We start from the raw sequence: 21,642 nt of genomic DNA, 5'->3' as shown, positions 1-21,642 counted from the left end.
CCCATGCCGATCCGGACCAACCGCGGGCGCACCGCGGTCTACCGCAGACTGTGGGGCTGGCCGCTGCGCTCGCCCCGCCACCTCATCGGCACGCTGGTGATCCTCGCGGTGGTGCTCACCGCCGTGGGCATCCTGCTGCCCAAGGCCATCGACAAACCAGGGCAGACGGCAGGCAGGCCGGGTTCGTCGGCGACCAGTACCTCGCGTCCGGGCGTCGCGGCGCCGGTGACCGTGACGTCGACGCTGCCGCCGAGGATCACCACCCAGCCGCCGCCGTCTTCCGCGCCGGTCGACCAGGACGGGGTCCGGGTAGCCAAGGAGTGGGTGACGGCATGGGCGAACCATCCAGACGGCACGACGACCGAGCAGTGGCTGAACGGACTGAAGCCGTACACCACCGAGGAATACCTGGCCGGGGAACTGACCACGGTGGAGCCCGCGAACATCACCGCGACCAGGGTCTCCGGGGAGCCGCAGGTCGCGTCCTCGCTCGCCGGATCGATGGAGGTCGACGTCCCGACGGACGGGCCCAAGGTCCGGGTCACCGTCGTCAAGACGAACCCGGGGTGGCGAGTCACCAAGTTCACGCAAGCGGGCTGACCCGATGAAGATCGGGATCATCGTCGGCGTGCTGATCGCCGCGGTCTTCGCCGCGGTGGTCACCACGAGCAAGGTCACCGAGGTGGTGACCGACCACATGGAGGCCCAGGCGGGCGGCGTCGTCAAGACCTCTTGTGACGCGTCGATCGGGCCGACCCTGCCGGGGCAGGCCGACCGCGGTTCTTCGGACGTGAACAAACTCGACGAAGAACAGAAGGGGATCGTCGCGCTGATCATCTCGATCGGCAAGCAGCGGACGCTGTCCCCGCGGGCGTGGCAGGTGGCGATCCAGGCCGGGATGACCGAGTCGAAGCTGCGCAACCTGACCTACGGCGACCGCGACTCGCTCGGCATCTTCCAGATGCGGCCGTCGATGGGCTGGGGCACCGTCGCGCAGGTCACCGACCCGCCCTACCAGGTCAACAAGTTCTACGACGTGCTGCTCGCGGTGCCGGACTGGGAGAACATGCGTCCCGGTGACGCCGCGCAGCGGGTGGAGCGGTCCGGCTTCCCCGACCGGTACCACAACTGGGAGCCGATGGCGGCCCTCCTCGTGCAGAACGAGGGCCAGATCGTCGACGTCGTCGGCTGCGGTTCGAGCGTCGGCAGCGTGGTTCCGCCGAGCCAGGCCGCCGCGCAGGCCATCAAGTTCGCGCTCGCCGAACAGGGCAAGCCGTACGTCTGGGGCGCCACCGGGCCGAACAGCTACGACTGTTCCGGGTTGATGCTGCGGGCGTACGAGTCGGCCGGGATCATCATCCCGCGTGTTTCGCGGGACCAGTACAAGGGCGGCGCGATGCTGCCGGTCCGCCAGGCGCAGCCGGGCGACCTGCTGTTCCTCGCCACCGTGCCGTCGAATCCGGCGACCATCCACCACGTGATGATGTACCTGGGCGACGGCAAGATCGTCGAGGCGCAGCAGACCGGGGTGCCGGTGCACATCCGGGACTTCTCCTTCGACGAGGCCGAAGTGGTCGCGCAGGCGGTCCGTCCTGGCGTTTAGCATGGTGAAAGCGTGGTATCGCGATCGCGAGACCATCGGATTCACCCGAAGTGGCGGCCTGTCCACCGGCAAGCGGCCGCACACTGGCAGAGGATGAAGAACGTGGCACGGAAATTCGGAAGGCGAGGCAAGCCCGCGGCGGCCAACGGCCCGGAGGTCGATCCCCGCGATCTTTTCGGTACCGCCCAGCCCGCGCGGCACGCCGCCCGGCCGGCGTCGAGCACACCGTTGGCCGACCAGCTGAACCAAGGCTGGCCGGGCGTCGACCCCGGTTACGTCGTGTTGCCGCGTTCGCTGGCCGAGGGGATGTCTCTGCCCTGGCAACAGCAGATGGCCGCCCTGCTGGCCCAGTTCCATCACGAGAACGCCCGCCTCGCCTGGCCGATCTACCGTGTCGTCCCGTCGCGCTACGAAAAGCTCGTCGACCTCGACGAGGAACAGCTGGCGGAGGCCGGCTACCTGGTCGAGATGGACACCGAAGGCGAGATGATCTACCGCGAGCGCAGCGGCCGGAAGATCGAAGACCCGGCGAACACCACGGTGCTCGTCTCGTGCCTCGACCCGATCCCGAAGCCCGCACAACGCCAGGCGCCTCCGCCGCCTTCGCAGGCCGCGCCGCCCGCGACCGGGCAACCGCCGCGCGCCCCGGCGCCGATGAACATCGGACCCGCGCCGGTGTGGCGCACGGTCACCCCGTCCGTGCCTCCCGCCCCTCCTGCTCCTCCGTCCGGTGGGCCTTCCGCGCCGCTGGGCGGGTCTGTGCCGCCTGCTCCGCCTGCTTCGGCCGCTCCGCCTGCTTCGGCTGGTGGGCCGCCTGCGCAGTCTGGCGGATCGCCTGCTCCGTCCGGGGGGTCGCCGCTGCCGGGCGGCCAAGCGGTACCTCCGGCGCCGGCTCAGCCCTCTGCGCCCGGTGGGCCTCAGGCATCCCCGCCTGCCTCGCCTCCGGCTCTGCCTCAGCCCACTCGGATGCAGTCTCCGGCGACCAACCAGACTCCGCCTCCGCCTCCGCCTCCGCCGATGACCGCGCCTCCGGCCACTCCGGAAGCGCAGTCCGCCGCGCCGTCCCAAGCCGAACCGGAGCCGCCCGTCACGACTCCGCCGTCGTCCGCGATCGCCCCACCTCTATCGCAGCCCGCTTCGCCTCCGCCGGAACCCGCGACCCCGCCGCGCGGCGTCCCGATGAACCGTGGCTGGTTCGACGAGCTCGCCGAGAACGCGCCGGAAAGCTCGAAGGTGGACCAGCCAGAGGGCGCCGAGTTCGGCCCGACCGGTGATCCGACGGAGATCCCGTACCGCTATCGCAAGTGATGACAGGACGTCCGGGTGATGTCACGCTTGTCGTATGTCGAGCGACCCGAACCCGGATCAGGGCTGGTACTTCAACACCAAGACGAACCAGGTCGAGCACCTGGAACGAGGCCGGAGCGTCGACCTCCTGGGCCCGTACCCGGACGAGGCGACGGCCCGGCGCGCCCTGGACATCGCCAAGGAACGCACGCGGCAGGCCGACGCCGAGGACGCCAAATGGAACGGTGACTGATCCTCGGCTAGAACGGTTAGAACAAGGGTGTCTCAGGTACCTACGAGGGTTCCGGCCGCGGTTGGTGCCAGGCCCGGTCCGTGAAGGCCTCCTTGAGGGACTCTGGGTCCCTCAAGGAGGCCTTCACGGACTCGGTAATCGCCACGTTCGTCCCACGAGTACCAGTGGTCACAGCGCCCGCGCGTGAAGGCCCCCTTCCCTCGGCTCAACCGAGGAAACTCGACCTTCATGTCTTCCCCAGTACATGAAGGCCCCTTCCTTGCGCCAGGCGCAAGGAAGGGGGCCTTCATGTACTTCGCGAAGGCAAGGTCACAGGTGTCGAGCCGGTCAAGCCCTCGTGAGTGGTTAGGACGGTTCGAACCGTCCTCCACACTCGCTCGTGCACCAAGACCGGTCGCCGACGATGAAGGATTCGGGACACTCAACGTCCCGAATCCTTCATCGTCGGCCACTCGCCCGCGCCCGTGATCAGGCGGGAGAGCAAGGGACCTTTGCTAGCGTCGCTTAGCGTATGCAACCAAGCGATAGCAAAGGTCCCTTGCTCCCTCCGCCGCTAAACCAGCAGGTCAGGCGTCTTGCCGCGCCAAAGCCGGGCCCAGCACGAACTCCGGGTCCACCTGCGCTGTGAGGTCTTCCCCGGCCCGCCCGCTGCCCCACGCCCGCGCGTTGCGGAGGTGGAACTCGACGCCTTGCCGCTGGTAGCGCGCCCAGTCGCGTTGCTCGCCGTCGACGGTCGCGAGCATCGAGTCCAGCGTCGCGAGGTTGTGCGGCTCGAGTTCGCCGATGGGGCGTGCGCGGCCGCGTTCGGCGGCGCGGACGTGCCGCGAGTTCTCCATCCAGCCCAGCAGGGCGTCGCCGACCTCTTCGCGCAGGAACTCGATGTCCTCGTCTTCGGTGACCTTGTTGCCCACGACGACCAGCCGCACGCCGAAGTCGCGCGCGTAGTCGGCGTATTGCCGGTACACGCCGACGCTGCGCACGGTCGGTTCGCACACCAGGAACGTCACGTCGAACCGGGTGAACAGGCCGGACGCGAACGCGTCGGCGCCGGCGGTCATGTCCATGACCACGTATTCGCCCGCGTCGTCGATCATGTGGTTCAGCAGCAGTTCCGCCGCGCCGACCTTCGAGTGGTAGCACGCGACGCCGAGGTCGTCCTCGTCGAACTGCCCGGTGACGCCGAGCCGCACCCCACCGAACTCGCGGAAGCACGCTTGGAAGATCGGGTTGTCTTCGAACGGCCGGACCAGCCGTGACCCGCGTCCCGGCGGGGTCGTCTTGATCATCGAGGCCGCGTCGGCGATCCGCGGGTTGTCGCCGCGCAGGTATTCCTTGATCAGGCCCATGTTGTCGCCCAGCGTCGGCCACGCGATGGCCTCTTCCTCGCTCGCGCCGAGCGCGACGGCGAGGTGCTGGTTGATGTCCGCGTCGATCGCCAGTACCGGTTTCCCGCCGCCGGCCAGGTACGCGGTGAACAGTGACGCCAGCGTGGTCTTCCCGCTGCCGCCCTTCCCGACGAACGCGATCTTCACGCCACGGACCTTCCTGTCGTTTTGAAAAGGGTATCGGTTTTCATTTCGGCCCGTAACGTACACCCGACCGGCCCGCACCCGAACGGGCGATCAACGGCGCCGGATCGGGATAGGGTTGGGTGGTGCCTCCACTCGTGATCAGGACACACGCGGCAGGAGGGGACTTCGGTCACCTTCGAGCCGAGTTTTCGCTGCCGGAGTCGTTCGGGCCCGACGTGCTCGCCGAGGCGGAGGCGGCGGTCGTCGACCCGCTCGAGTCGGCGGGGGAACGCGAGGACGCCACCGGTCTGCCCTTCGTCACCATCGATCCGCCCGGTTCGAAGGATCTCGACCAGGCGGTGCTGATCGAGCGCGCCGAGGGCGGCGGGTTCCGTGTCCACTACGCGATCGCCGATCTGGCCGCGTTCATCCCGCCGGGTGGCGCGCTCGACAAGGAGGCGCGCCGTCGCGGGCAGACGCTCTACCTGCCCGACGGGAACGTCCCGCTGCACCCGCCGGTGCTGTCCGAGGGCGCGGCGAGCCTGCTGCCGGGGGAGACCCGGCCGGCGGTGCTGTGGACCATCGACGTCGACGCGGGCGGCGAGCCGACGGCGACCAACGTCCGCCGGGCGCTGGTCCGGTCCACCGAACAGTTCGACTACGAGACCGTCCAGGCTTCGATCGACGCGGGCGAACCGCATCCGTCGGTCGCCGCGTTGCCGGAGCTGGGCCGCCTTCGCCGCGAGCTCGCGATCCGGCGCGGCGCGGTCGAGCTGCAGTTGCCGGAGCAGGAGATCAGCGGCGATCCCGACGGCGGCTGGGCGCTGATCCAGCGGCCGCGCAACGACGTCGACGCGTGGAACGCCGAGATTTCGCTGCTCACCGGGATGGCCGCGGCCAAGATCATGATCGGCGCCGGGATCGGGGTCCTGCGCACGCTGCCCCAGCCCGACGCCGAAGCGGTCGAATGGCTGCGCCGGTCCGCGCAGGCGCTGAACATCGACTGGCCCGAGGGCAAGAGCGTGTCGGAGTTCCTGGCCGCGCTCGACCCCGGCCAGCCCGCATCCATGGCACTTTTCGCCGACACCACAAGGCTTTTGCGCGGCGCCGGGTACACCGCGTTCGACGGCGAACTGCCCGCTTTGACCACGCACGCCGGGATCGGCGGCGCGTACGCCCACGTCACCGCGCCGATCCGGCGGCTGGTCGACCGGTTCGCCACCGAGATCTGCCTCGCCGTGAGCGCCGGTCGCGAAGTGCCCGAATGGGTCCGCGCGGCGCTTTCGGAGGTGCCGGAGCAGATGACCGCGTCCGACACGCTGGCGGCGAAGGTCGAACGTGCCTGCATCGACCAGGTCGAGGCGTGGGTCATGGTCGAGCACATCGGCGAGGAGTTCGACGCGATCGTGCTGCGGGCCGACGAGACCAAGTCGGAGATCCTGATCGAGAATCCGCCGGTGATGGGCAAGTGCGCGGGCGCGAAGCCGCCCGAAGGCGAGCGGATCCGGGTCCGGCTCACGGCGGTGGACGTCGACAAGCGGAAACTGTCCTTCGAGCGCGCATGATCGACGATCTCGGCGAAGTGGTCCCGCTGCGCGAACCGGCGTCGCGGGTGGTGTCGCTCGTGCCGTCGCTGACCGAGGCCGTCGAGGTGAGTGCGCCGGGACGGCTCGCGGGCGCCACGGATTACTGCACCCATCCGGTCGATCTGAACGTCCCGAGGGTGGGCGGCTCGAAGTACCCGAACGTGGACAAGGTGCTCGAACTCGAGCCGGACCTGGTGCTGGCCAACTCCGAGGAGAACCGGCCGGAAGACGTGGAACGCTTACGTGCCAACGGGATTCCGGTCTGGGTGATGGAGGCGTCGGCGACCGTGCCCGGTGCGCTCGCCTCGATCCGGCGGATCCTGACGCAGGCCTACGACCTCGCGGAGCCGGAGTGGCTGGTCGAGGCCGAAGCGATCTGGCGGGAGACGCTGCCGGAGCGGTTCCGGGCGGTGGTGCCGGTCTGGCGGAAGCCGTGGATCGTGCTCGGCAGGGACACCTTCGGCGGCGACGTCCTGCATCGCGTCGGGATCGGCAACGTCTACGCGGACGACGAAGAGCGCTACCCGCGTCCGAAGCTCGACGAGCTCCAAGCGCGCTTCGCGGACGGAGACGCGAACCTGCTCGTGCTGCCCGACGAGCCGTACGAGTTCACCGCGGACGACGGCCCCGAAGCGTTCCCCGCCGCGAAGCACGTGCTGGTCTCCGGGCGCTACCTGACCTGGTACGGCCCTTCGCTCGTCGAAGCCCACTCCCACCTCACGCAACTAGTCACCTGGTTGCGATAGTTCGCGCACGAACCATCGCAACCAGGTGCCGAATTGCGAGGGGGATCAGAGGGTCAGGCCGGTCAGGACGGTGACGCGTTCTTCGGTGAAGTCCGCCATCGCCGACGCGGGGCCCTCACGGCCGACGCCGGAGTCCTTCACGCCGCCGTAGGGCATCTGGTCGGCGCGGAAGCTCGGCACGTCGCCGACGAGCACGCCGCCGACACGCAGCTTCGCGGACACGTCGAACGCCGTCGGCAGGTCACGCGTGAACACGCCCGCCTGAAGACCGAAGCGCGAGTCGTTGATCCGGCGCACCCCGTCTTCCACCGACTCCACGCGCGTGATCGACACAACCGGCCCGAAGACCTCGTCGGCCATCACCGACGCGTCCTCCGGCACGTTCGCGAGCACCGTCGGCTCGACGGTCGCGCCGTCGCGCTTCCCGCCGGTCAGCAGCTCGCCACCGGCGTCGACGGCCGCGGCGATCCACGACTCCACCCGGGAAGCGGCGGCGGTGTTGATCAGCGGCCCGACGTCCACGCCGTCCGTCCGCGGGTTGCCGGTCCCGAGCGCGCGCACCTGCTCCAGCACCTTCGCGCGAAGCTCGTCGTAAACGTGGGCGTGGGCGTACACGCGCTGCACCGAGATGCACGACTGGCCCGCCTGGTACATCGCGAACGTCGCGATCCGCTGCGCCGCGAAGTCCAGATCCGTCCAATCAGGACAGACGAGCACCGCCGCGTTGCCGCCGAGTTCGAGCGCGACGTGTTTGCGCGGCACGCTGTCGCGGATGCCCCAGCCCACCGGCACGGAACCGGTGAACGACACGACCGGCAGTCGCGGGTCCGAAACCAGCTTGGCCGATTCCTCGTTGCTGACCGGGAGAATCGACCAGCTCCCGGCGGGCAGGCCGGTCTCGGCGAGGATCTCGCCGAGCAGCAACGCGGTCAGCGGGGTCGCGGGCGCGGGCTTGAGCACGATCGGCGCGCCGACCGCGATCGCCGGCGCGACCTTGTGCGCCACCAGGTTCAGCGGGAAGTTGAACGGCGTGATGCCCAGCACCGGCCCCTTGGGCACGCGGCGGACCAGCGCGAGCCGTCCGGTGCCGCCCGGGTCGGTGTCGAGTCGCTGCAGGTCCCCGGAGAACCGGCGGGCCTCCTCGGCGGCCCAGCGGAACGTCGACGCCGCGCGTCCGACCTCGCCGCGCGCCCACTTCAGCGGCTTGCCCGACTCGGCGGTGATCAGCTGCGCCAGCTCTTCGGACCGCTCACCCAGAACTCGGGACACGTGGTCCAACGCGCCCGCCCGGACATGCGCGGGCAGCGTCGCGAACTCGTCGGAGACGTCGTGCGCCGCCTGCACGGCGGTCTCGATGTCCAAAGTGGACGGAACGTGGTGCGACCCGGCCTCGCTCCCGTCGAAGGAGTGACGGACGACGACGGTTTCGCCGTTGGTGACCGGCTTTCCGGCTACCCAGTAAGGGAATGTGGTCACTTGGAAGCCTCCGTGCGGACAGCGTGCTCGAGGACGGACAGGCCCTCGTCGAGCAGTTCGGTGGACAGGGACAGTGGCGGCAGCAGGCGGACGACGTTGCCGTAAGTGCCGCAGGTGAGGACGACGACGCCTGCCTGGTGGCAGGCCTGCGCGATCCGCTTGGTCAGGTCGGCGTCGGGGTCGGTGGTGCCCGGCTTCACGAACTCGGCGGCCAGCATCGCGCCGCGGCCGCGGACGTCGCCGATCACGCCGGTCTCCTCGGCCAGCGCACGCAGCCGCGGCAGCACCGTGTCCTCGATGCGCTTCGCCGACGCCGCGAGGTTCTCCTGGCGCATGACCTCGATCGACCCGAGCGCCGCGGCGCACGCGATCGGGTTGCCGCCGTAGGTTCCGCCGAGCCCGCCCGGCGGGACGGCGTCGAGCAGTTCCGCGCGGCCGGTGACGGCGGCGAGCGGCAGCCCGCCCGCGATGCCCTTGGCGGTGGCGATCAGGTCGGGGACGACGTCTTCGTGCGTGGACGCGAACCACTCGCCGGTGCGGCAGAAGCCGGTCTGCACCTCGTCCGCGACGAACACGACGCCGTTTTCGGTGCACCAGCGGGAAAGCGCGGGCAAGAAGCCGGGAGCGGGCTCGATGAAGCCGCCTTCACCCTGCACCGGTTCCAGCACGACGGCCGCGACCTGGTCGCCGCCGATCTGCTTCTCGATGCGGTCGATGGCGATCCGCGCGGCTTCGGGACCGGACAGCCCGTCGCGGTACGGGTACGAGCCGGGCACGCGGTAGACCTCGGGCGCGAACGGGCCGAATCCGTGCTTGTAGGGGATGGATTTCGCGGTCAGCGCCATCGTCAGGTTGGTACGGCCGTGGTAGGCGTGGTCGAACACGACGACGGCCTGACGTCCGGTCGCGGCGCGGGCGATCTTCACCGCGTTCTCGACGGCTTCGGCGCCGGAGTTGAACAGCACCGAACGCTTCTCGTGGGTGCCCGGCGTCAGCTTGTCGAGTGCCTCGCACACCTCGACGTAACCCTCGTACGGCGTGACCATGAAACACGTGTGCGTGAACCGGCCGACCTGCTCGCGGACGCGGTCCACGACGGCGGGGGCGGCGTGGCCGACGTTGGTCACCGCGATGCCGGAACCGAAGTCGATCAGGACGTTGCCGTCGGCGTCGGTGAGCAGGCCGCCCTCGGCGGAGGTGACGTAGACGGGCAGCACCGAACTCACGCCCGCGGCGACGACGGCGGCGCGTCGCTCTTGCAGGGCGCGCGAGGCGGGGCCGGGGATCTCGGTGCGCAGCCTGCGCTGGGTTTCGGTGGTGACGGTCACGGCCAGACTCCTGCGGACGCGAGGGACGGGGTCGCCCTCCAGAATGAGAGCCCGGCCCCTCCGCGTCAGCTCGACATCTTGTCGATATCGAGGCGTAGAGTTGGACAACATGGCACTGACCCTCGCCGCACTGGCGGCCGAACGCCCGCTCGGCCTGCGGGTGCGCGCGGCGGAGGCCGGGCTCGACCGGCCGATCGGCTGGGTCCACCCCACCGAACTGACCGATCCGCAGGCCTTCCTCGAAGGCGGCGAACTCCTGCTGACCACCGGCCTCGCCCTCGATGAGACCACGTCGCCCGGATACGTCCGGCGGCTAGTCGACGCCGGCGTGGCGGGGCTCGGTTTCGGCGTCGGCCTCAGCCACGACAGCATCCCTCAGTCCCTTGTGGACACCGCGGAAGAGGTCGGGCTGCCGGTGCTCGAAGTGCCGAGGAAGACGCCGTTCATCGCGATCACGCGGGCGGTCTCCCGTGCGGTCGCCGCCGACGAGTACGCCTCGCTCGTGCGTACCGGCAAGGGGCAGCAGGAGCTGACCAGGACGGCCGTCGGGAAGGGCGGTCCCGGTGGCGTGGTGCGCAAACTGGCGAAGCTCGTCGACGGCTGGGTGCTCCTGCTCGACTCCTCGGGCGCGGTCACCGAAGCTTCGCCTTCCGCGCGACCCTTCGCTGACGAACTCCAGGACGACTTCGCGCGGCTGCGCGCGGGCACGCTGGTGACGGTGGCGGGGGAGTACGAAGTCGTCCTGCAGACGCTCGACACCCGAGCTCGGGGAGTGCTCGCCGTCGGCACCCACGAGCCGCTCGATGCCGCGGGGCAGCACATCGTCAACACCGCGGTGTCCTTGCTTTCCCTTGCCCTGGAACAGAACCGCGAGCACGTCGGTGCCCTGCGACGGCTGAGGTCGGGGACGATCGACCTGCTCGCCGCCGGGCACGCCGAACTCGCCACGCGCACGATGAAGTCACTCTGGGGTGGTGTCCCGGAAGCGCCGTGGTCCGTGCTGGCCGTCGCCGGTCCCGCGGGCGCGCGCCGGTCGCTCGCCGACACGCTCGACGCCGAAGTGTCCGGGGAGTCGGTGTTCTTCGGCGAGTCCGGGGCGTTCGTGGTCGCGCTCGGCGACGCGGAAACCGTCACCCGGCTGGTCTCCCGGATCGGCGGACTGCACGCCGGACTGTCCGAGCCGGTGTCCATAGTGGACTTCACAGCCGGGCTCCGGCAGGCGAAACAGGCGGCGGAAGCGGCGAAGGCCGAACGTTCCCCGTTGGTCCGGTTCGCCGAGCACGCCGGGCGCGGTTTCCTGGAGATGGTCGATTCCCAAGCGGCGCAAGCGTTTTCGGACAGTCTGCTGGCGCCGCTGCGGCAGCATGACGAAACCGGCCGGGGCGAGCTGGTCGCCTCACTGACCTGCTGGCTCGAACACCACGGTCACTGGGATCTGGCGTCCGCGCGGCTCGGCGTCCACCGGCACACGTTGCGCAACCGCATGCGCAAGGTCGCCGAACTGACCGGCCGCGACCTCGATTCGCCCGGTGTGCGCGCCGAATTCTGGCTCGCGCTGCAGGTCAGCGCTCGGACCTGACCAGGGCGATCGGCGAGTCCCCGCAGCGCCGCAGGTGTGTGCCGTTCTCCGTCGTGGCCGGCTCGGCGCCGGCGGACCACCAGGCCGGGACGTCGACGTCGCGCACCAGGGAACCGGTCGCCTGCCGCGCGTTGTTCGACACGATCACCCGGCCCTGTGCGTTGACCAGCGCCGCGCGGCCGCCGAGCGCGCGCAGTTTCGGCTGCAGCAGGCGCTCGACCTCGCGCACGTAGATGTCCGCGCCGACGACCCCCGCGAACTCCCCGTCGCGCTGGACGGGAACCGTGAAGGTCAGCGTGTATTCGTCTGTGCAGAGATAATCGACGTACGGGCCGTTGATGTGGCGGCGGCCGGTGTCACGCGGGACGGTGAACCACGACTGCCGGGTGTAGTCCAGGAAGTTCTCGCTGTCCGGATCGAGGCTGATGACCAGTTGCGCCGGCTCGGCGTCGCCGGTCTCGGTCCACCATTCGAAGGCGAATTCCTGATCGGCCAGTGCGTTCGGCGCGCTGATGAACCCGGCACCGACGACGAGGCCGCCGAGGACGTCGAAGACCTGCGGCCGGAGGCGGGTCAGGTCTCCGGCGGTGGTGCCGGCGGATGTGGCCAGGAGCCCTTCGGCGCCGGCCAGTACCGGCTTCAGCCTGCCGAAGACATCCTCGACCAGGGCGGATACCTGTTCGACGACCTCGGAACCGGCGGACGGTGTGTCGTTCACGATGCTCACCTCGGATGCGCGGATGCCGCAGCTTAAGGGGCCAGAAGGTCTAAATGCACGTCCGCCAGCCGGTCTATCGCTTCAAGGATGTGCTCCTCGGTGAGCTTTCTGGCCAGCTCGCCGTCTCCCTGCGCGATGGCGGCGGCGATCGCGCGGTGTTCGGCGTAGGCGTTCTCGCGGGTTCCGTGCGGCTCGAGCGGCAGCCACAGCAGTCCGCCTCGTTCGCTCTGCAACTGCACTTCTTCTCTGGTCAGCCGTGGCGATTGGGCGGCCGCGGCGACTTCGAGATGGAACTGGCGCTCGGCGCGCGATGCCTCCGCGCCGGTGGCGGTGCGGATGTCCTCGGTCGCCAGTTCGAGCCGCTCGATGTCCTCGGGCAAACTCCGCTCGGCGGCGAGTTTGGCCGCGGCGCCCGCGATGGCGAGATAGTGATCGCCGACGTCACGAAGCTCGGACAGCGAAACCGTGCGAAGGCGCTCTCGCCACGAAGCGGCCGAAGGGTTGGCAGGCGTCTTCACGAAGCTTCCGCCGCCTCGGCCGCGTCGCGTCTCCACGAGCCCCTGTTGCCGCAAGGCCACGAGTGCTTCGCGAACCGTCACGGTGGAGACGCCGAACTGGGAGGCCAGCTCGGCTTCGCTCGGCAGCTGCTCCGAGTCGGCCAGCAGCCCGAGAGTGATGGCGTCGACCAGCCGCGCGGTGACCGCTTCCGCCCGGCCGATCTGGTCGAGCGGCGCGAACATCGCTGACCGCGCGCTGTGCGACATCCCCTTACGCATGGTGGCCCTTCGCCCGTACCGCTACCCGATGGAACCAATCTTGCCCCATCGCCTTGTCATTTAACATCTGGACTTATATGTTTTAGCTCCCGCGCCGCCCCACAAGGGAGCAAGGGACCTTTGCTATCGCCTCACGCCCCCAGGCCCAGTAGCCAGGAGCTCTCGTGCAGCAGTTGAAGCACTTCATCGGCGGTGAGTACAGCGGATCCGCGTCGGGCCAGGTCGCCGACATCGTCGATCCCGTCACCGGCCGCCCGTATCGCACCGCCGCCGTCGCCGGCCCCGAAGACGTCGACCGCGCGCTCGAGGTCGCGGCCGCCGCCTTCGAAACCTGGCGCGGCACCACGCCCGCGCGGCGCCAGCTCGCGCTGCTGAAGATCGCCGACGCCGTCGAAGCACGCGCGGACGGTCTCGTACTGGTCGAATCGGCGAACACCGGCAAGCCGATCGCGCTCACCGCGGCCGAGGAACTGCCGATGATCGTCGACCAGTTGCGGTTCTTCGCGGGGGCCGCGCGTGTCCTCGAAGGACGGTCTGCGGGCGAGTACATGGAAGGGCATACCTCTTTCGTCCGCCGAGAGCCGATCGGCGTGTGCGCGCAGGTTACGCCGTGGAACTATCCGCTCCTCATGGCGGTCTGGAAGATCGCCCCCGCGCTCGCCGCGGGGAACACCGTGGTGCTCAAACCGGCCGACACGACACCCGCGTCGACCCTGCTCCTCGCCGAGATCTGCGCCGAATTCCTGCCGCCCGGCGTGCTCAACGTGATCTGCGGCGACCGCGACACCGGGCGCGCGCTCGTCGAGCACGAGATCCCCGCGATGGTGTCCATCACCGGTTCCGTCCGTGCTGGGATCGAAGTCGCCGCTTCGGCCGCGAAGGACGTGAAGCGCGTACACCTCGAGCTCGGCGGCAAAGCGCCCGTAGTGGTCTTCGCCGACGCCGACATCGAAGCGGCCGCAGAGGGTATCGCCGCCGCTGGGTACTTCAACGCGGGCCAGGACTGCACCGCGGCGACACGCGTCCTGGTCGCCGAGGAGATCCACGACGCTTTCGTCGCGGCGCTCACCCGGCAGGCGCGGGCGACGACCACCGGCAAACCCGACGACCCGTCGGCCACCTACGGGCCGCTGAACAACGCGGCCCAGTTCGAGCGGGTCGCCGGTTTCGTCGACCGGCTGCCCGCGCACGCGACGGTCCACTGTGGAGGTAAGCGGCATGGGGACGAGGGTTACTTCTACGAACCGACGGTGATCTCCGGCGTCCGGCAGGACGACGAGATAAGCCAGACGGAGGTCTTCGGCCCCATCATCACCGTGCAGCGTTTCAAGACCGAAGCCGACGCACTCGCCGCGGCCAACGGCGTCGACTACGCGCTCGCGTCGTCGGTGTGGACCACCGACCACCAGCGGGCGATGCGGCTGGCCGGAAAGCTCGACTTCGGCTGCGTGTGGATCAACACGCATATCCCGCTGGTCGCCGAAATGCCGCACGGCGGCTTCAAGAAGTCCGGCTACGGCAAGGACCTCTCGCTCTACGGCCTCGAGGACTACACCCGCGTCAAGCACGTGATGAGCGCGCTGTGACGACCACCGAAAGGCACGCCATGCCTCATCAAGCGCCCACCGCCGCCGCGGGGGAGCAAGGGACCTTTGCTATCACTTCCGCGGGTGGAGGCGACATTCCGGCCATCCGGCTGCGCGGGCTGCGCAAGGAGTTCGGCCAGGTCCACGCGGTCGACGGCGTCGACCTCGACATCCCGCCCGGCGAGTTCTTCTCGATGCTCGGCCCGTCCGGCTCCGGCAAGACGACCGTGCTCCGCATGATCGCCGGCTTCGAGCTCCCGACGGCGGGCACGATCGAACTGCACGGCCGCGACGTCAGCCGCCTCGCACCCTTCGACCGCGACGTCAACACCGTCTTCCAGGACTACGCGCTCTTCCCGCACATGACCGTGCAGCAGAACGTCGAGTACGGCCTCCGGGTGAAGCGCGTCCCCCGCGCGGAGCGACGTCAGCGCGCGAAGGAGGCTCTCGACACCGTCCGGCTCGGCGAGTTCGGCGAGCGCAAACCCGACCAGCTCTCCGGCGGCCAGCGTCAGCGCGTCGCGCTCGCCAGGGCCTTGGTCAACCGGCCGAAGGTGCTCCTGCTCGACGAACCACTCGGCGCCCTCGACCTGAAACTGCGCCACACCATGCAGACCGAGCTGAAACAGATCCAGCGCGACGTCGGCATCACCTTCATCTTCGTCACCCACGACCAGGACGAGGCGTTGACGATGAGCGACCGCATCGCGGTGTTCAACGCCGGCCGCATCGAACAGGTCGGCTCACCGGTCGAGGTCTACGAGCGGCCCGCGTCGCCGTTCGTCGCCGGTTTCGTCGGCACCTCGAACCTGCTCAGCGGCGGCGGCGCCGAGAACATCATCGGCAAACCCGGTGTGTTCAGCATCCGCCCCGAAAAGATCCGCGTCGACGCCGATCTCTCGAAATCCGCGGATGTCGGCGAAATCAGCGCCACCGGCACCGTCACCAACACCGTCTACGCCGGCGCGACCGTGCGCTACGAGGTCACCCTCGACGCCGGCGGCCAGCTCTCCGTGGTCCGGCAGAACACCGCCGAACCCGCGGACTTCGAGGGCGGCCGCGTCCGCCTGAGCTGGCGGCACGAACACAGCTTCCGAGTCCCCGAAGCCGGTTAGCCTCCCCAGCACCGAAAGGTTGTTCAATGAAGAACAGGAAACTCGCGCTCGCCGGCCTGCTCGGCGCCGGCCTGCTCGTGGCCGCCTGCGGAACGTCCGGATCCAGTTCCACCGCGGCCGCGCCCGGCGGGCAGGGCTTCACCCCGCCGAAGCTCGACGCGCTCGCGCAGCTCGGCCAGCCGGAAGGCCAGGTCAACGTGCTGGCCTGGCCCGGGTACGCGGAGAACGGCTCCAACGACCCGGCCGTCGACTGGGTCACCGGCTTCGAGAAGGAGACCGGCTGCAAAGTCAACGTCAAGGCGTTCGGCACCTCCGACGAGGCCGTGAGCCTGATGAAGACCGGACAGTACGACGTCATCTCCGCCTCCGGTGACGCTTCGCTGCGGCTTATCGCGTCCGGGGACGTCGAACCGGTGAACACCGCGCTCGTGCCGAACTACGCCGACGTCTTCGACTTCCTCAAGAACCGCCCGTGGAACAGCGTCAACAATGTCTCCTACGGCGTGCCGCACGGCTGGGGCGCGAACCTGCTCACCTGGCGCACCGACAAGGTGAACCCGGCGCCGACGTCCTGGTCGGTCATGTTCGACGCGAACAGCCCGTACAAGGGCAAGATCACCGCCTACGACTCGCCGATCTACATCGCCGACGCCGCGCTGTACCTGCAGACGCACAAACCCGAACTCGGCATCAAGAACCCGTACGCCTTGGACGACAAGCAGTTCCAGGCCGCCGTCGACCTGCTCAAGCAGCAGCGCCCGATGGTCGCGGAGTACTGGTCGGACTACCTGAAGGAGAGCCAGGCGCTCAAGAGCGGCGACGCGGTCGTCGGCACCGCATGGCAGGTGACGGTGAACCTGACCAAGAGCGAGGGCGCCCCGGTCGAATCGGTGCTGCCGTCCGAAGGCGCGACCGGCTGGTCGGACACCTGGATGGTGTCGGCGAAGTCGCCGCACAAGACGTGCTCCTACAAGTGGCTGAACCACATCGTCAGCCCCAAGGCCAACGCACAGGTGGCCGAGTACTTCGGTGAATCGCCCTCGAACCCCAAGGCGTGCGCCGAAACCAAGAACAAGGCGCACTGCGAGACCTTCCACGCCGGTGACGCCGCGTACGCCTCGAAGATCCAGTACTGGACGACGCCGATCACGCAGTGCCTCGACGGCCGCACCGACGTCAAGTGCAAGGACTACGGCGAGTGGACCCGCGCCTGGACCGAGATCAAGGGCTGACTCCCGAACTCCGGGAGCGGACGGTGGTGCCCCCCAACGCCGTCCGCTCCCGGTCCCATCCCTGGCGGAGACGATGACGACCACACTCGATTCACCGAGGCGGAAAACCTCCGCCTTCCTGTACCGCAAACCCAAGCTGCGACTGGGAATCCTGCTCTCGGCGCCGATGCTGTGGCTCGGCCTCGCCTACCTCGGCGCACTCGCCGCGTTGTTCGTGACCGCGTTCTGGAGCACCGACGTCTTCACCGGTCAGGTCGTGACCGAGTGGTCGCTGAACAACTTCGTCACCCTCTTCAGCGACGCGGTGTACCGCACGATCACCCTCCGGACGGTCGGGATCGCCGCGGTGGTCACCGTGGTGACCGCGATCATCGCCTTCCCGATGGCGTTCTACATGGCCAAATTCGCCTCGCCGAGGGCGCGGCGGCTCCTGGTGATCGCCGTCATGACGCCGCTGTGGGCGAGCTACCTGGTGAAGGCCTACGCGTGGCGAACCATGTTGTCCGGCAACGGTGTCCTGCACTGGCTGCTGAACCCGTTCGGCCTCGACACCCCAGGCTATGGCGTGCTCGCGACCGTGATCACCCTGTCGTACCTGTGGCTGCCGTACATGATCCTGCCGATCTACGCGGGCCTGGAACGGCTGCCGAACTCCCTGGTGGACGCGTCCGGCGACCTCGGCGCCCGGCCGTTCCGGACCTTCCGCTCGGTGGTGCTGCCGGTGACGTTCCCGGCCGTCGTCGCCGGCTCGATCTTCACGTTCTCGTTGTCGCTGGGCGACTACATCGCGGTGAAGATCGTCGGCGGCACGTCGCAGATGCTCGGCAACGTCGTCTACGACAACATCGGCGCGGCCAACAACCTGCCGTTCGCGGCGACCGTCGCGACCGTACCCGTGGTGATCATGCTCGCCTACCTCGCCGCCGTGCGCCGCACGGGCGCGCTGGACAACCTGTAGGAGCGCGCGATGCGGCTTTCCCGGACGACCAAATACCTGCTGCTGTCGGCGCTCGTGCTCGGCCTCGCGGTGATCTACTTCCCGCTGCTGGTGGTCCTGCTCAATTCCTTCAACGCGGACACCACCTTCGGCTGGCCGCCGTCGAGCTTCACCCTCGAATGGTGGGGCCGCGCCGCCGAGAACGAAGGCGCGCTGAACGCGCTGTGGACGAGTGTCCGAGCAGGACTCGCGGCCACCGCGATCGCCTTGGTACTCGGCACGATGGCGGCTTTCGCGCTGCAGAAGTACCGCTTCTTCGGCCGCAACCAGGTGTCGCTGCTGATCATCCTGCCGATCGCGCTGCCCGGCATCGTCACCGGTATCGCGCTGAACAACGCCTTCCGCACGATCCTCGGCATCGACCTCGGCCTGTTCACCGCGATCGTCGCGCACGCGACGTTCTGCATCGTGGTGGTGTTCAACAACGTCGTCGCGCGCCTGCGGCGCATGGGCGGCAACCTCGAAGAGGCGTCGATGGACCTCGGCGCCGATGGCCTCACGACGTTCCGCCTGGTGACCTTCCCGATGCTGCGGTCGGCCCTCCTGGCAGGCGGCCTGCTCGCCTTCGCGCTGTCGTTCGACGAAATCATCGTCACGACGTTCACCCTCGGCACCGGCCTGGAAACCCTGCCGATCTGGATCCTGAACAACCTGTTCCGGCCCAACCAGGCACCGATCGTCAACGTCGTGGCGGCGGTCCTGATCCTGGCCTCGACGGTTCCGGTCTATCTGGCGCAACGGCTTTCCGGCGACACGACCTCCGGCGGACGTTTGTAGACAGCGAAACGCCGGTGCGGCCTTTGCGGGCCGCACCGGCGTTCTCGAGTTCACTCAGTACCGACGGTCTTCGATCGCTCCTGTCGCTCCGTTGTAGGTGATGTAACCGAACTGGAAGTCGCTGCGCTTACCGGTCGGGATGTTGTACTCGCCACTGGTCGGGAAACCGAGATACGACGTTTCCCAGCCAAGGTCCCGCCAGCGAAGACGGATCATTCCCTTGACCTCCCAGGCGACGTTCGTTCCCGCACGCCAGTAGATCGAGTGCGCGAAGCCGCCCTGGGCGAAGTGGTTGTACTTACCCCTACTGCCCGGCGTCCAGGTCTCGTCGGTGGTCGGATAGCCGACACCGGTTTGCCAGCCGGTCGCCGCGAAGCGGTCGCGGACATATCCATGCACTTCGAAGGCATCGGTCGATGGTGACCAGTAGATCGAACCGTTCCCGCTGAAGTGGGTGTACCGGCCGACGCCGTCCGGCGTGGCCACCTCGTCGGTGGTCGGATAGCCGAAGAACACCTCCCAGCCCAGCGAACGCCATTTCTGCCAGATCCGGCCCATCACGTAGTGCGCGCCGGTCGCCGCGGTCCAGTAGATCGAAGCGTTGTTGTTGTTGAAGTGGTTGACGCGCCCGATGCCGTCCGGCGTGGTCAGCTGGTCGGTGGTCGGGAAACCGAGTGGCCCGGCTTCACCGTTGTTCGCCTGCCACTTCGTGCGGATCTCGCCATGGATGGCCATGGCGCCGATGCTGGAGTTCCAGTAGATCGATGCGTCACCGGTGAGCGGACCACCCACGAAGTCGTTGTAGCGGCCGTTGCCCGCCCTGGCCACGAGTTCATCGGTTTTCGGCGACCCCAGGTAGGCATGGGCGCCGAGCGTGACGTACTTGGTCAGGATCTCGCCGGCGACGGCTTTGACGCCGTGCTGCTCCGTCCAATACAGACGACCGGAAGCGTACTGCTGCCAATGGCCGTCACCCTCGATGAGTTCCAGTCCCACCGGAGCGCCCATCAGCGTCCGGATGGGAGCCTCGTCCGCGTAGCGCTTCTGGATCGGGGTCTGGTACTCGGCGCGGAGGGTGAGTCCCGCGACGGGCATCTGGACTTGACGGACCGGCTCGATGCTCTGGTTGTCCGGCCACTTGACGAAGTTCGCCGCGTCCAGGGATTTGGGAGGAGCGGAGATCTGGACGGAGGAGTTCACGGTCACCAGCCGGTTGGCGCTCTCGTTCCCCCCGATCTGGACCCGCGCCGGACGACTGCCGGCGACGGCCAACCGGGCCGTCCGTGGGTTGACGGTGTACCGCTGACTCGTGATCACGCCTCGGCTGTTCTCCGCCGTCGCGGTGACCACGACACGGGTGTCGGTCTCGTTCGGGAAGCCGAACGAGAAGGTCGGGCCCGTGCCAGTGCGCAGCGTGGTGTATTCGCAGGCGTTGTTCTGGGGACAGCGCATCCGGTCGGCTCGCCACTTCACGGTCAGCGGTCCATCGGTGGGATCCTCGGCCGAAGAAACACCCGAGGAGACTGTTTCGCCGCCGGAATAGACGGTGTTCGGGTCAGGAGCCGCGAGCGAGAGCGCAGGGGTGGCTTCACCGGGAACGAAGGTCTGGCTGGTGTTCGTCACCGCACCGTGCGCGTCGCTCACTGTGAGACCGACCGTCACCGGGTCGCCGGTCGAGTACGTGTGTTCCACGACCTGCCCGTTACCGCTGGTGCCGTCCCCGAAGGTCCATTGGTAGTCGAGGGTGTCCAGGTCCGGGTCGCTCGACCCTCCCGCGTCGAGTGAGATCTTCTTCGTGGCCGGCGTCACGGTTCCGGTGAACGCCGCGACCGGAGCCCTGTTCGCCGGCTTGTAGCTCAACCTTCGCAGTTTGGAAGATGCGGAGTCGGCCAGCACGATGTCGCCGTTCGGTGCCGTCAGAACGGAGACCGGATCGCCGATGTCGGAGGCTATCGCGTTGATCGCCTGGGTGACCTTCCCCCCGAAGTCGAACGCGAAAGTCGAAAGCGTGTGACCGCTCTTGTTGGCTACGAAATAAAGTCCCCGATAAGCCTCAGGATACGAAGTTCCGGTGTAGGGAAGTCCGCCGACGAGGGTATCCGTGGCTCCCTGGTTCACCTCACTGACTGGTGCGGAGTTCGCGACTTTAGCGCATTCCGGGAGATCGCGATAGCCAGGTGTACGCGTGGTCCCTTCCCAGCACGGCCACTTCAAGTTCTGGCCGGGGAAGGCGAGATTCGCTTCGCTACGGGCCGCCCAGCCGATGTCGGTGACGACGACGCCGCCTCGCGGATCCAACGCGATCCGGGGATCGCGCAGTCCGCTCGTGTAGTTCCGGCTACGCCAGGACGTCGGAGCTCCCGGATCGTAGAACGGGTTGTCCACCCGCCCTTTGCCGTCCGTACCGACACGAAGCACCTTGCCCGTTGGTTGATCCGGGTCCAGCGCTCGCAGGGCGAACTTGTCCACGTTGTCCTTGGTCGCACCGGCCGGAGCCTGAACGGCCGCGTTGTCCCCGACGGCGACCCAGAGGACTTCGCCGCCGGGATCCGCGACAATGTCTTGGATTCCCTTGCTGTCGGCGGTGACCGGAAACTCCAGGACGGGGGTCTCGTCCAGGAGCCCAGTCGGGGCGCCCACACCGTCCGCCCGCCATTTGCTGAGGCGGAACACCTGGGTGGACGTACTGCTCGTAAGTGCCCGAGTGGTATAGACCGTTCGGCTGGTGGTGAAGTCCGGCGCCACCGCGATGCCCGTGAGGCCGAGCGAACCAGCGGTATACACCGGAAGTGAGGCGATCTGTACCGGCTGGCCGCCTCGCGGTACCAGCTGTACCGACCCCAGTCGGCCGGTGGTCAGCGCGCTTCCGTCCGGGAGATAGGCGGCGTCGGTGAGATCTCCGGCCTGCTGGCCGGTGGGTGTGTCGATCAGGGCGAACCCCGTGGGGAGTGCCGGTGCGGCTTGTGCCGGGGGCGCCGTGGTGACCACGGTGCCGAGCAGCACCGTGGCGGCCGCGGAGACGACCAGGGATCTTCGAGTCCGCATTGGACCTTCCTTCTCCGAATACGGAGA

18 protein-coding genes are annotated in these 21,642 nt (G+C 68.6%); 12 read left to right on the top strand and 6 right to left on the bottom strand.

Translation table 11 applies throughout. The annotated features are described in order from the left end of the window. Positions 1-3 precede the first annotated feature (3 nt). The 4 genes from ACIHAO_RS36550 to ACIHAO_RS36535 all read left to right on the top strand — a co-directional run bounded on the left by ACIHAO_RS36550 (position 4) and on the right by ACIHAO_RS36535 (position 3,143). Entirely contained in the window at positions 4-600 is a 597-nt protein-coding gene (locus ACIHAO_RS36550; RefSeq protein ID WP_396565800.1) for a hypothetical protein, read from the top strand. Between the two features lie 4 nt (positions 601-604). Next, positions 605-1,603 (top strand): C40 family peptidase, encoded by a 999-nt coding sequence (locus tag ACIHAO_RS36545; RefSeq protein WP_396565798.1) that lies wholly within the window; start codon positions 605-607, stop codon positions 1,601-1,603. A gap of 102 nt (positions 1,604-1,705) precedes the next feature. Continuing rightward, complete coding sequence (locus ACIHAO_RS36540) at positions 1,706-2,911, top strand: hypothetical protein (protein WP_396565796.1); 1,206 nt, start codon at positions 1,706-1,708, stop codon at positions 2,909-2,911. A 34-nt stretch (positions 2,912-2,945) separates the two neighbouring features. Next, complete coding sequence (locus ACIHAO_RS36535; protein ID WP_076163388.1) at positions 2,946-3,143, top strand: hypothetical protein; 198 nt, start codon at positions 2,946-2,948, stop codon at positions 3,141-3,143. Between the two features lie 566 nt (positions 3,144-3,709). On the opposite strand, the gene ACIHAO_RS36530 is transcribed toward ACIHAO_RS36535, so the two are convergent. Then, positions 3,710-4,675, bottom strand: coding sequence for an AAA family ATPase (locus tag ACIHAO_RS36530; protein ID WP_396565793.1), 966 nt, complete (start codon positions 4,673-4,675; stop codon positions 3,710-3,712). Between the two features lie 134 nt (positions 4,676-4,809). On the opposite strand from ACIHAO_RS36530, the gene ACIHAO_RS36525 reads away from it, so the two are divergent. Then, positions 4,810-6,219 carry an RNB domain-containing ribonuclease gene (locus tag ACIHAO_RS36525; protein ID WP_396565853.1) on the top strand — a complete coding sequence of 470 codons (1,410 nt, stop codon included), beginning with the start codon at positions 4,810-4,812 and terminating at the stop codon, positions 6,217-6,219. Then, positions 6,216-6,986, top strand: a complete 771-nt coding sequence (locus ACIHAO_RS36520; protein ID WP_396565791.1) for a helical backbone metal receptor — start codon at positions 6,216-6,218, stop codon at positions 6,984-6,986. Before ACIHAO_RS36525 ends, ACIHAO_RS36520 begins: the two co-directional genes overlap by 4 nt. A 45-nt stretch (positions 6,987-7,031) precedes the next feature. On the opposite strand, the gene ACIHAO_RS36515 is transcribed toward ACIHAO_RS36520, so the two are convergent. Then, positions 7,032-8,462, bottom strand: coding sequence for an aldehyde dehydrogenase family protein (locus ACIHAO_RS36515; protein ID WP_396565789.1), 1,431 nt, complete (start codon positions 8,460-8,462; stop codon positions 7,032-7,034). After that, the gene (gabT, locus tag ACIHAO_RS36510; RefSeq protein WP_396565787.1) at positions 8,459-9,790 is read right to left on the bottom strand and encodes a 4-aminobutyrate--2-oxoglutarate transaminase; all 1,332 of its coding nucleotides are present in this window, start codon (positions 9,788-9,790) and stop codon (positions 8,459-8,461) included. The genes ACIHAO_RS36515 and gabT overlap by 4 nt, the downstream gene beginning before the upstream one ends. A gap of 109 nt (positions 9,791-9,899) precedes the next feature. Here gabT and ACIHAO_RS36505 point away from each other — a divergent pair, with 109 nt between their 5' ends. After that, positions 9,900-11,369, top strand: coding sequence for a PucR family transcriptional regulator (locus ACIHAO_RS36505; RefSeq protein WP_396565785.1), 1,470 nt, complete (start codon positions 9,900-9,902; stop codon positions 11,367-11,369). Here the strand turns inward: ACIHAO_RS36505 and ACIHAO_RS36500 are convergent. Both ACIHAO_RS36500 and ACIHAO_RS36495 read right to left on the bottom strand, forming a co-directional pair. Further along, positions 11,353-12,087 (bottom strand): cache domain-containing protein, encoded by a 735-nt coding sequence (locus ACIHAO_RS36500; RefSeq protein ID WP_396565783.1) that lies wholly within the window; start codon positions 12,085-12,087, stop codon positions 11,353-11,355. The two genes, ACIHAO_RS36505 and ACIHAO_RS36500, sit on opposite strands and share 17 nt — an antisense overlap. A 32-nt stretch (positions 12,088-12,119) precedes the next feature. After that, positions 12,120-12,863, bottom strand: a complete 744-nt coding sequence (locus ACIHAO_RS36495) for a FadR/GntR family transcriptional regulator (RefSeq protein ID WP_396565781.1) — start codon at positions 12,861-12,863, stop codon at positions 12,120-12,122. Between the two features lie 164 nt (positions 12,864-13,027). Here ACIHAO_RS36495 and ACIHAO_RS36490 point away from each other — a divergent pair, with 164 nt between their 5' ends. The 5 genes from ACIHAO_RS36490 to ACIHAO_RS36470 all read left to right on the top strand — a co-directional run bounded on the left by ACIHAO_RS36490 (position 13,028) and on the right by ACIHAO_RS36470 (position 18,570). Next, entirely contained in the window at positions 13,028-14,449 is a 1,422-nt protein-coding gene (locus ACIHAO_RS36490) for a gamma-aminobutyraldehyde dehydrogenase (RefSeq protein ID WP_396565779.1), read from the top strand. A gap of 20 nt (positions 14,450-14,469) precedes the next feature. After that, on the top strand, positions 14,470-15,564 hold the full coding sequence (locus tag ACIHAO_RS36485; protein WP_396565851.1) for an ABC transporter ATP-binding protein: 1,095 nt from the start codon (positions 14,470-14,472) through the stop codon (positions 15,562-15,564). Between the two features lie 26 nt (positions 15,565-15,590). Next, positions 15,591-16,796, top strand: a complete 1,206-nt coding sequence (locus ACIHAO_RS36480) for an ABC transporter substrate-binding protein (RefSeq protein WP_396565777.1) — start codon at positions 15,591-15,593, stop codon at positions 16,794-16,796. 73 nt (positions 16,797-16,869) lie between these two features. Beyond that, positions 16,870-17,754, top strand: a complete 885-nt coding sequence (locus ACIHAO_RS36475; RefSeq protein ID WP_396565775.1) for an ABC transporter permease — start codon at positions 16,870-16,872, stop codon at positions 17,752-17,754. A 9-nt stretch (positions 17,755-17,763) separates the two neighbouring features. Further along, positions 17,764-18,570 carry an ABC transporter permease gene (locus tag ACIHAO_RS36470; protein ID WP_396565773.1) on the top strand — a complete coding sequence of 269 codons (807 nt, stop codon included), beginning with the start codon at positions 17,764-17,766 and terminating at the stop codon, positions 18,568-18,570. A gap of 54 nt (positions 18,571-18,624) precedes the next feature. On the opposite strand, the gene ACIHAO_RS36465 is transcribed toward ACIHAO_RS36470, so the two are convergent. Then, positions 18,625-21,615: a PQQ-dependent sugar dehydrogenase gene (locus ACIHAO_RS36465; RefSeq protein WP_396565771.1), complete on the bottom strand. Its 2,991-nt coding sequence runs from the start codon at positions 21,613-21,615 to the stop codon at positions 18,625-18,627. Positions 21,616-21,642 lie beyond the last annotated feature (27 nt).

The sequence above is a fragment of the Amycolatopsis sp. NPDC052450 genome (assembly GCF_044547565.1).
Taxonomy (GTDB): Bacteria; Actinomycetota; Actinomycetes; order Mycobacteriales; family Pseudonocardiaceae; genus Amycolatopsis.
The sequence above is the reverse complement of the archived record's forward strand: the minus strand, read 5'-3'. Positions and strand labels throughout refer to the sequence as shown.

What these genes read in the sequence shown, in the direction of transcription:
- ACIHAO_RS36550 (WP_396565800.1), top strand. Translation starts at nt 4, where the DNA reads ATGCCGATCCGGACCAACCGCGGGCGCACCGCGGTCTACCGCAGACTG.
- ACIHAO_RS36545 (WP_396565798.1), top strand. Translation starts at nt 605, where the DNA reads ATGAAGATCGGGATCATCGTCGGCGTGCTGATCGCCGCGGTCTTCGCC.
- ACIHAO_RS36535 (WP_076163388.1), top strand. Translation starts at nt 2,946, where the DNA reads ATGTCGAGCGACCCGAACCCGGATCAGGGCTGGTACTTCAACACCAAG.
- ACIHAO_RS36520 (WP_396565791.1), top strand. Translation starts at nt 6,216, where the DNA reads ATGATCGACGATCTCGGCGAAGTGGTCCCGCTGCGCGAACCGGCGTCG.
- ACIHAO_RS36505 (WP_396565785.1), top strand. Translation starts at nt 9,900, where the DNA reads ATGGCACTGACCCTCGCCGCACTGGCGGCCGAACGCCCGCTCGGCCTG.
- ACIHAO_RS36495 (WP_396565781.1), bottom strand. Translation starts at nt 12,863, where the DNA reads ATGCGTAAGGGGATGTCGCACAGCGCGCGGTCAGCGATGTTCGCGCCG.
- ACIHAO_RS36485 (WP_396565851.1), top strand. Translation starts at nt 14,470, where the DNA reads ATGCCTCATCAAGCGCCCACCGCCGCCGCGGGGGAGCAAGGGACCTTT.
- ACIHAO_RS36480 (WP_396565777.1), top strand. Translation starts at nt 15,591, where the DNA reads ATGAAGAACAGGAAACTCGCGCTCGCCGGCCTGCTCGGCGCCGGCCTG.
- ACIHAO_RS36475 (WP_396565775.1), top strand. Translation starts at nt 16,870, where the DNA reads ATGACGACCACACTCGATTCACCGAGGCGGAAAACCTCCGCCTTCCTG.
- ACIHAO_RS36470 (WP_396565773.1), top strand. Translation starts at nt 17,764, where the DNA reads ATGCGGCTTTCCCGGACGACCAAATACCTGCTGCTGTCGGCGCTCGTG.
- ACIHAO_RS36465 (WP_396565771.1), bottom strand. Translation starts at nt 21,615, where the DNA reads ATGCGGACTCGAAGATCCCTGGTCGTCTCCGCGGCCGCCACGGTGCTG.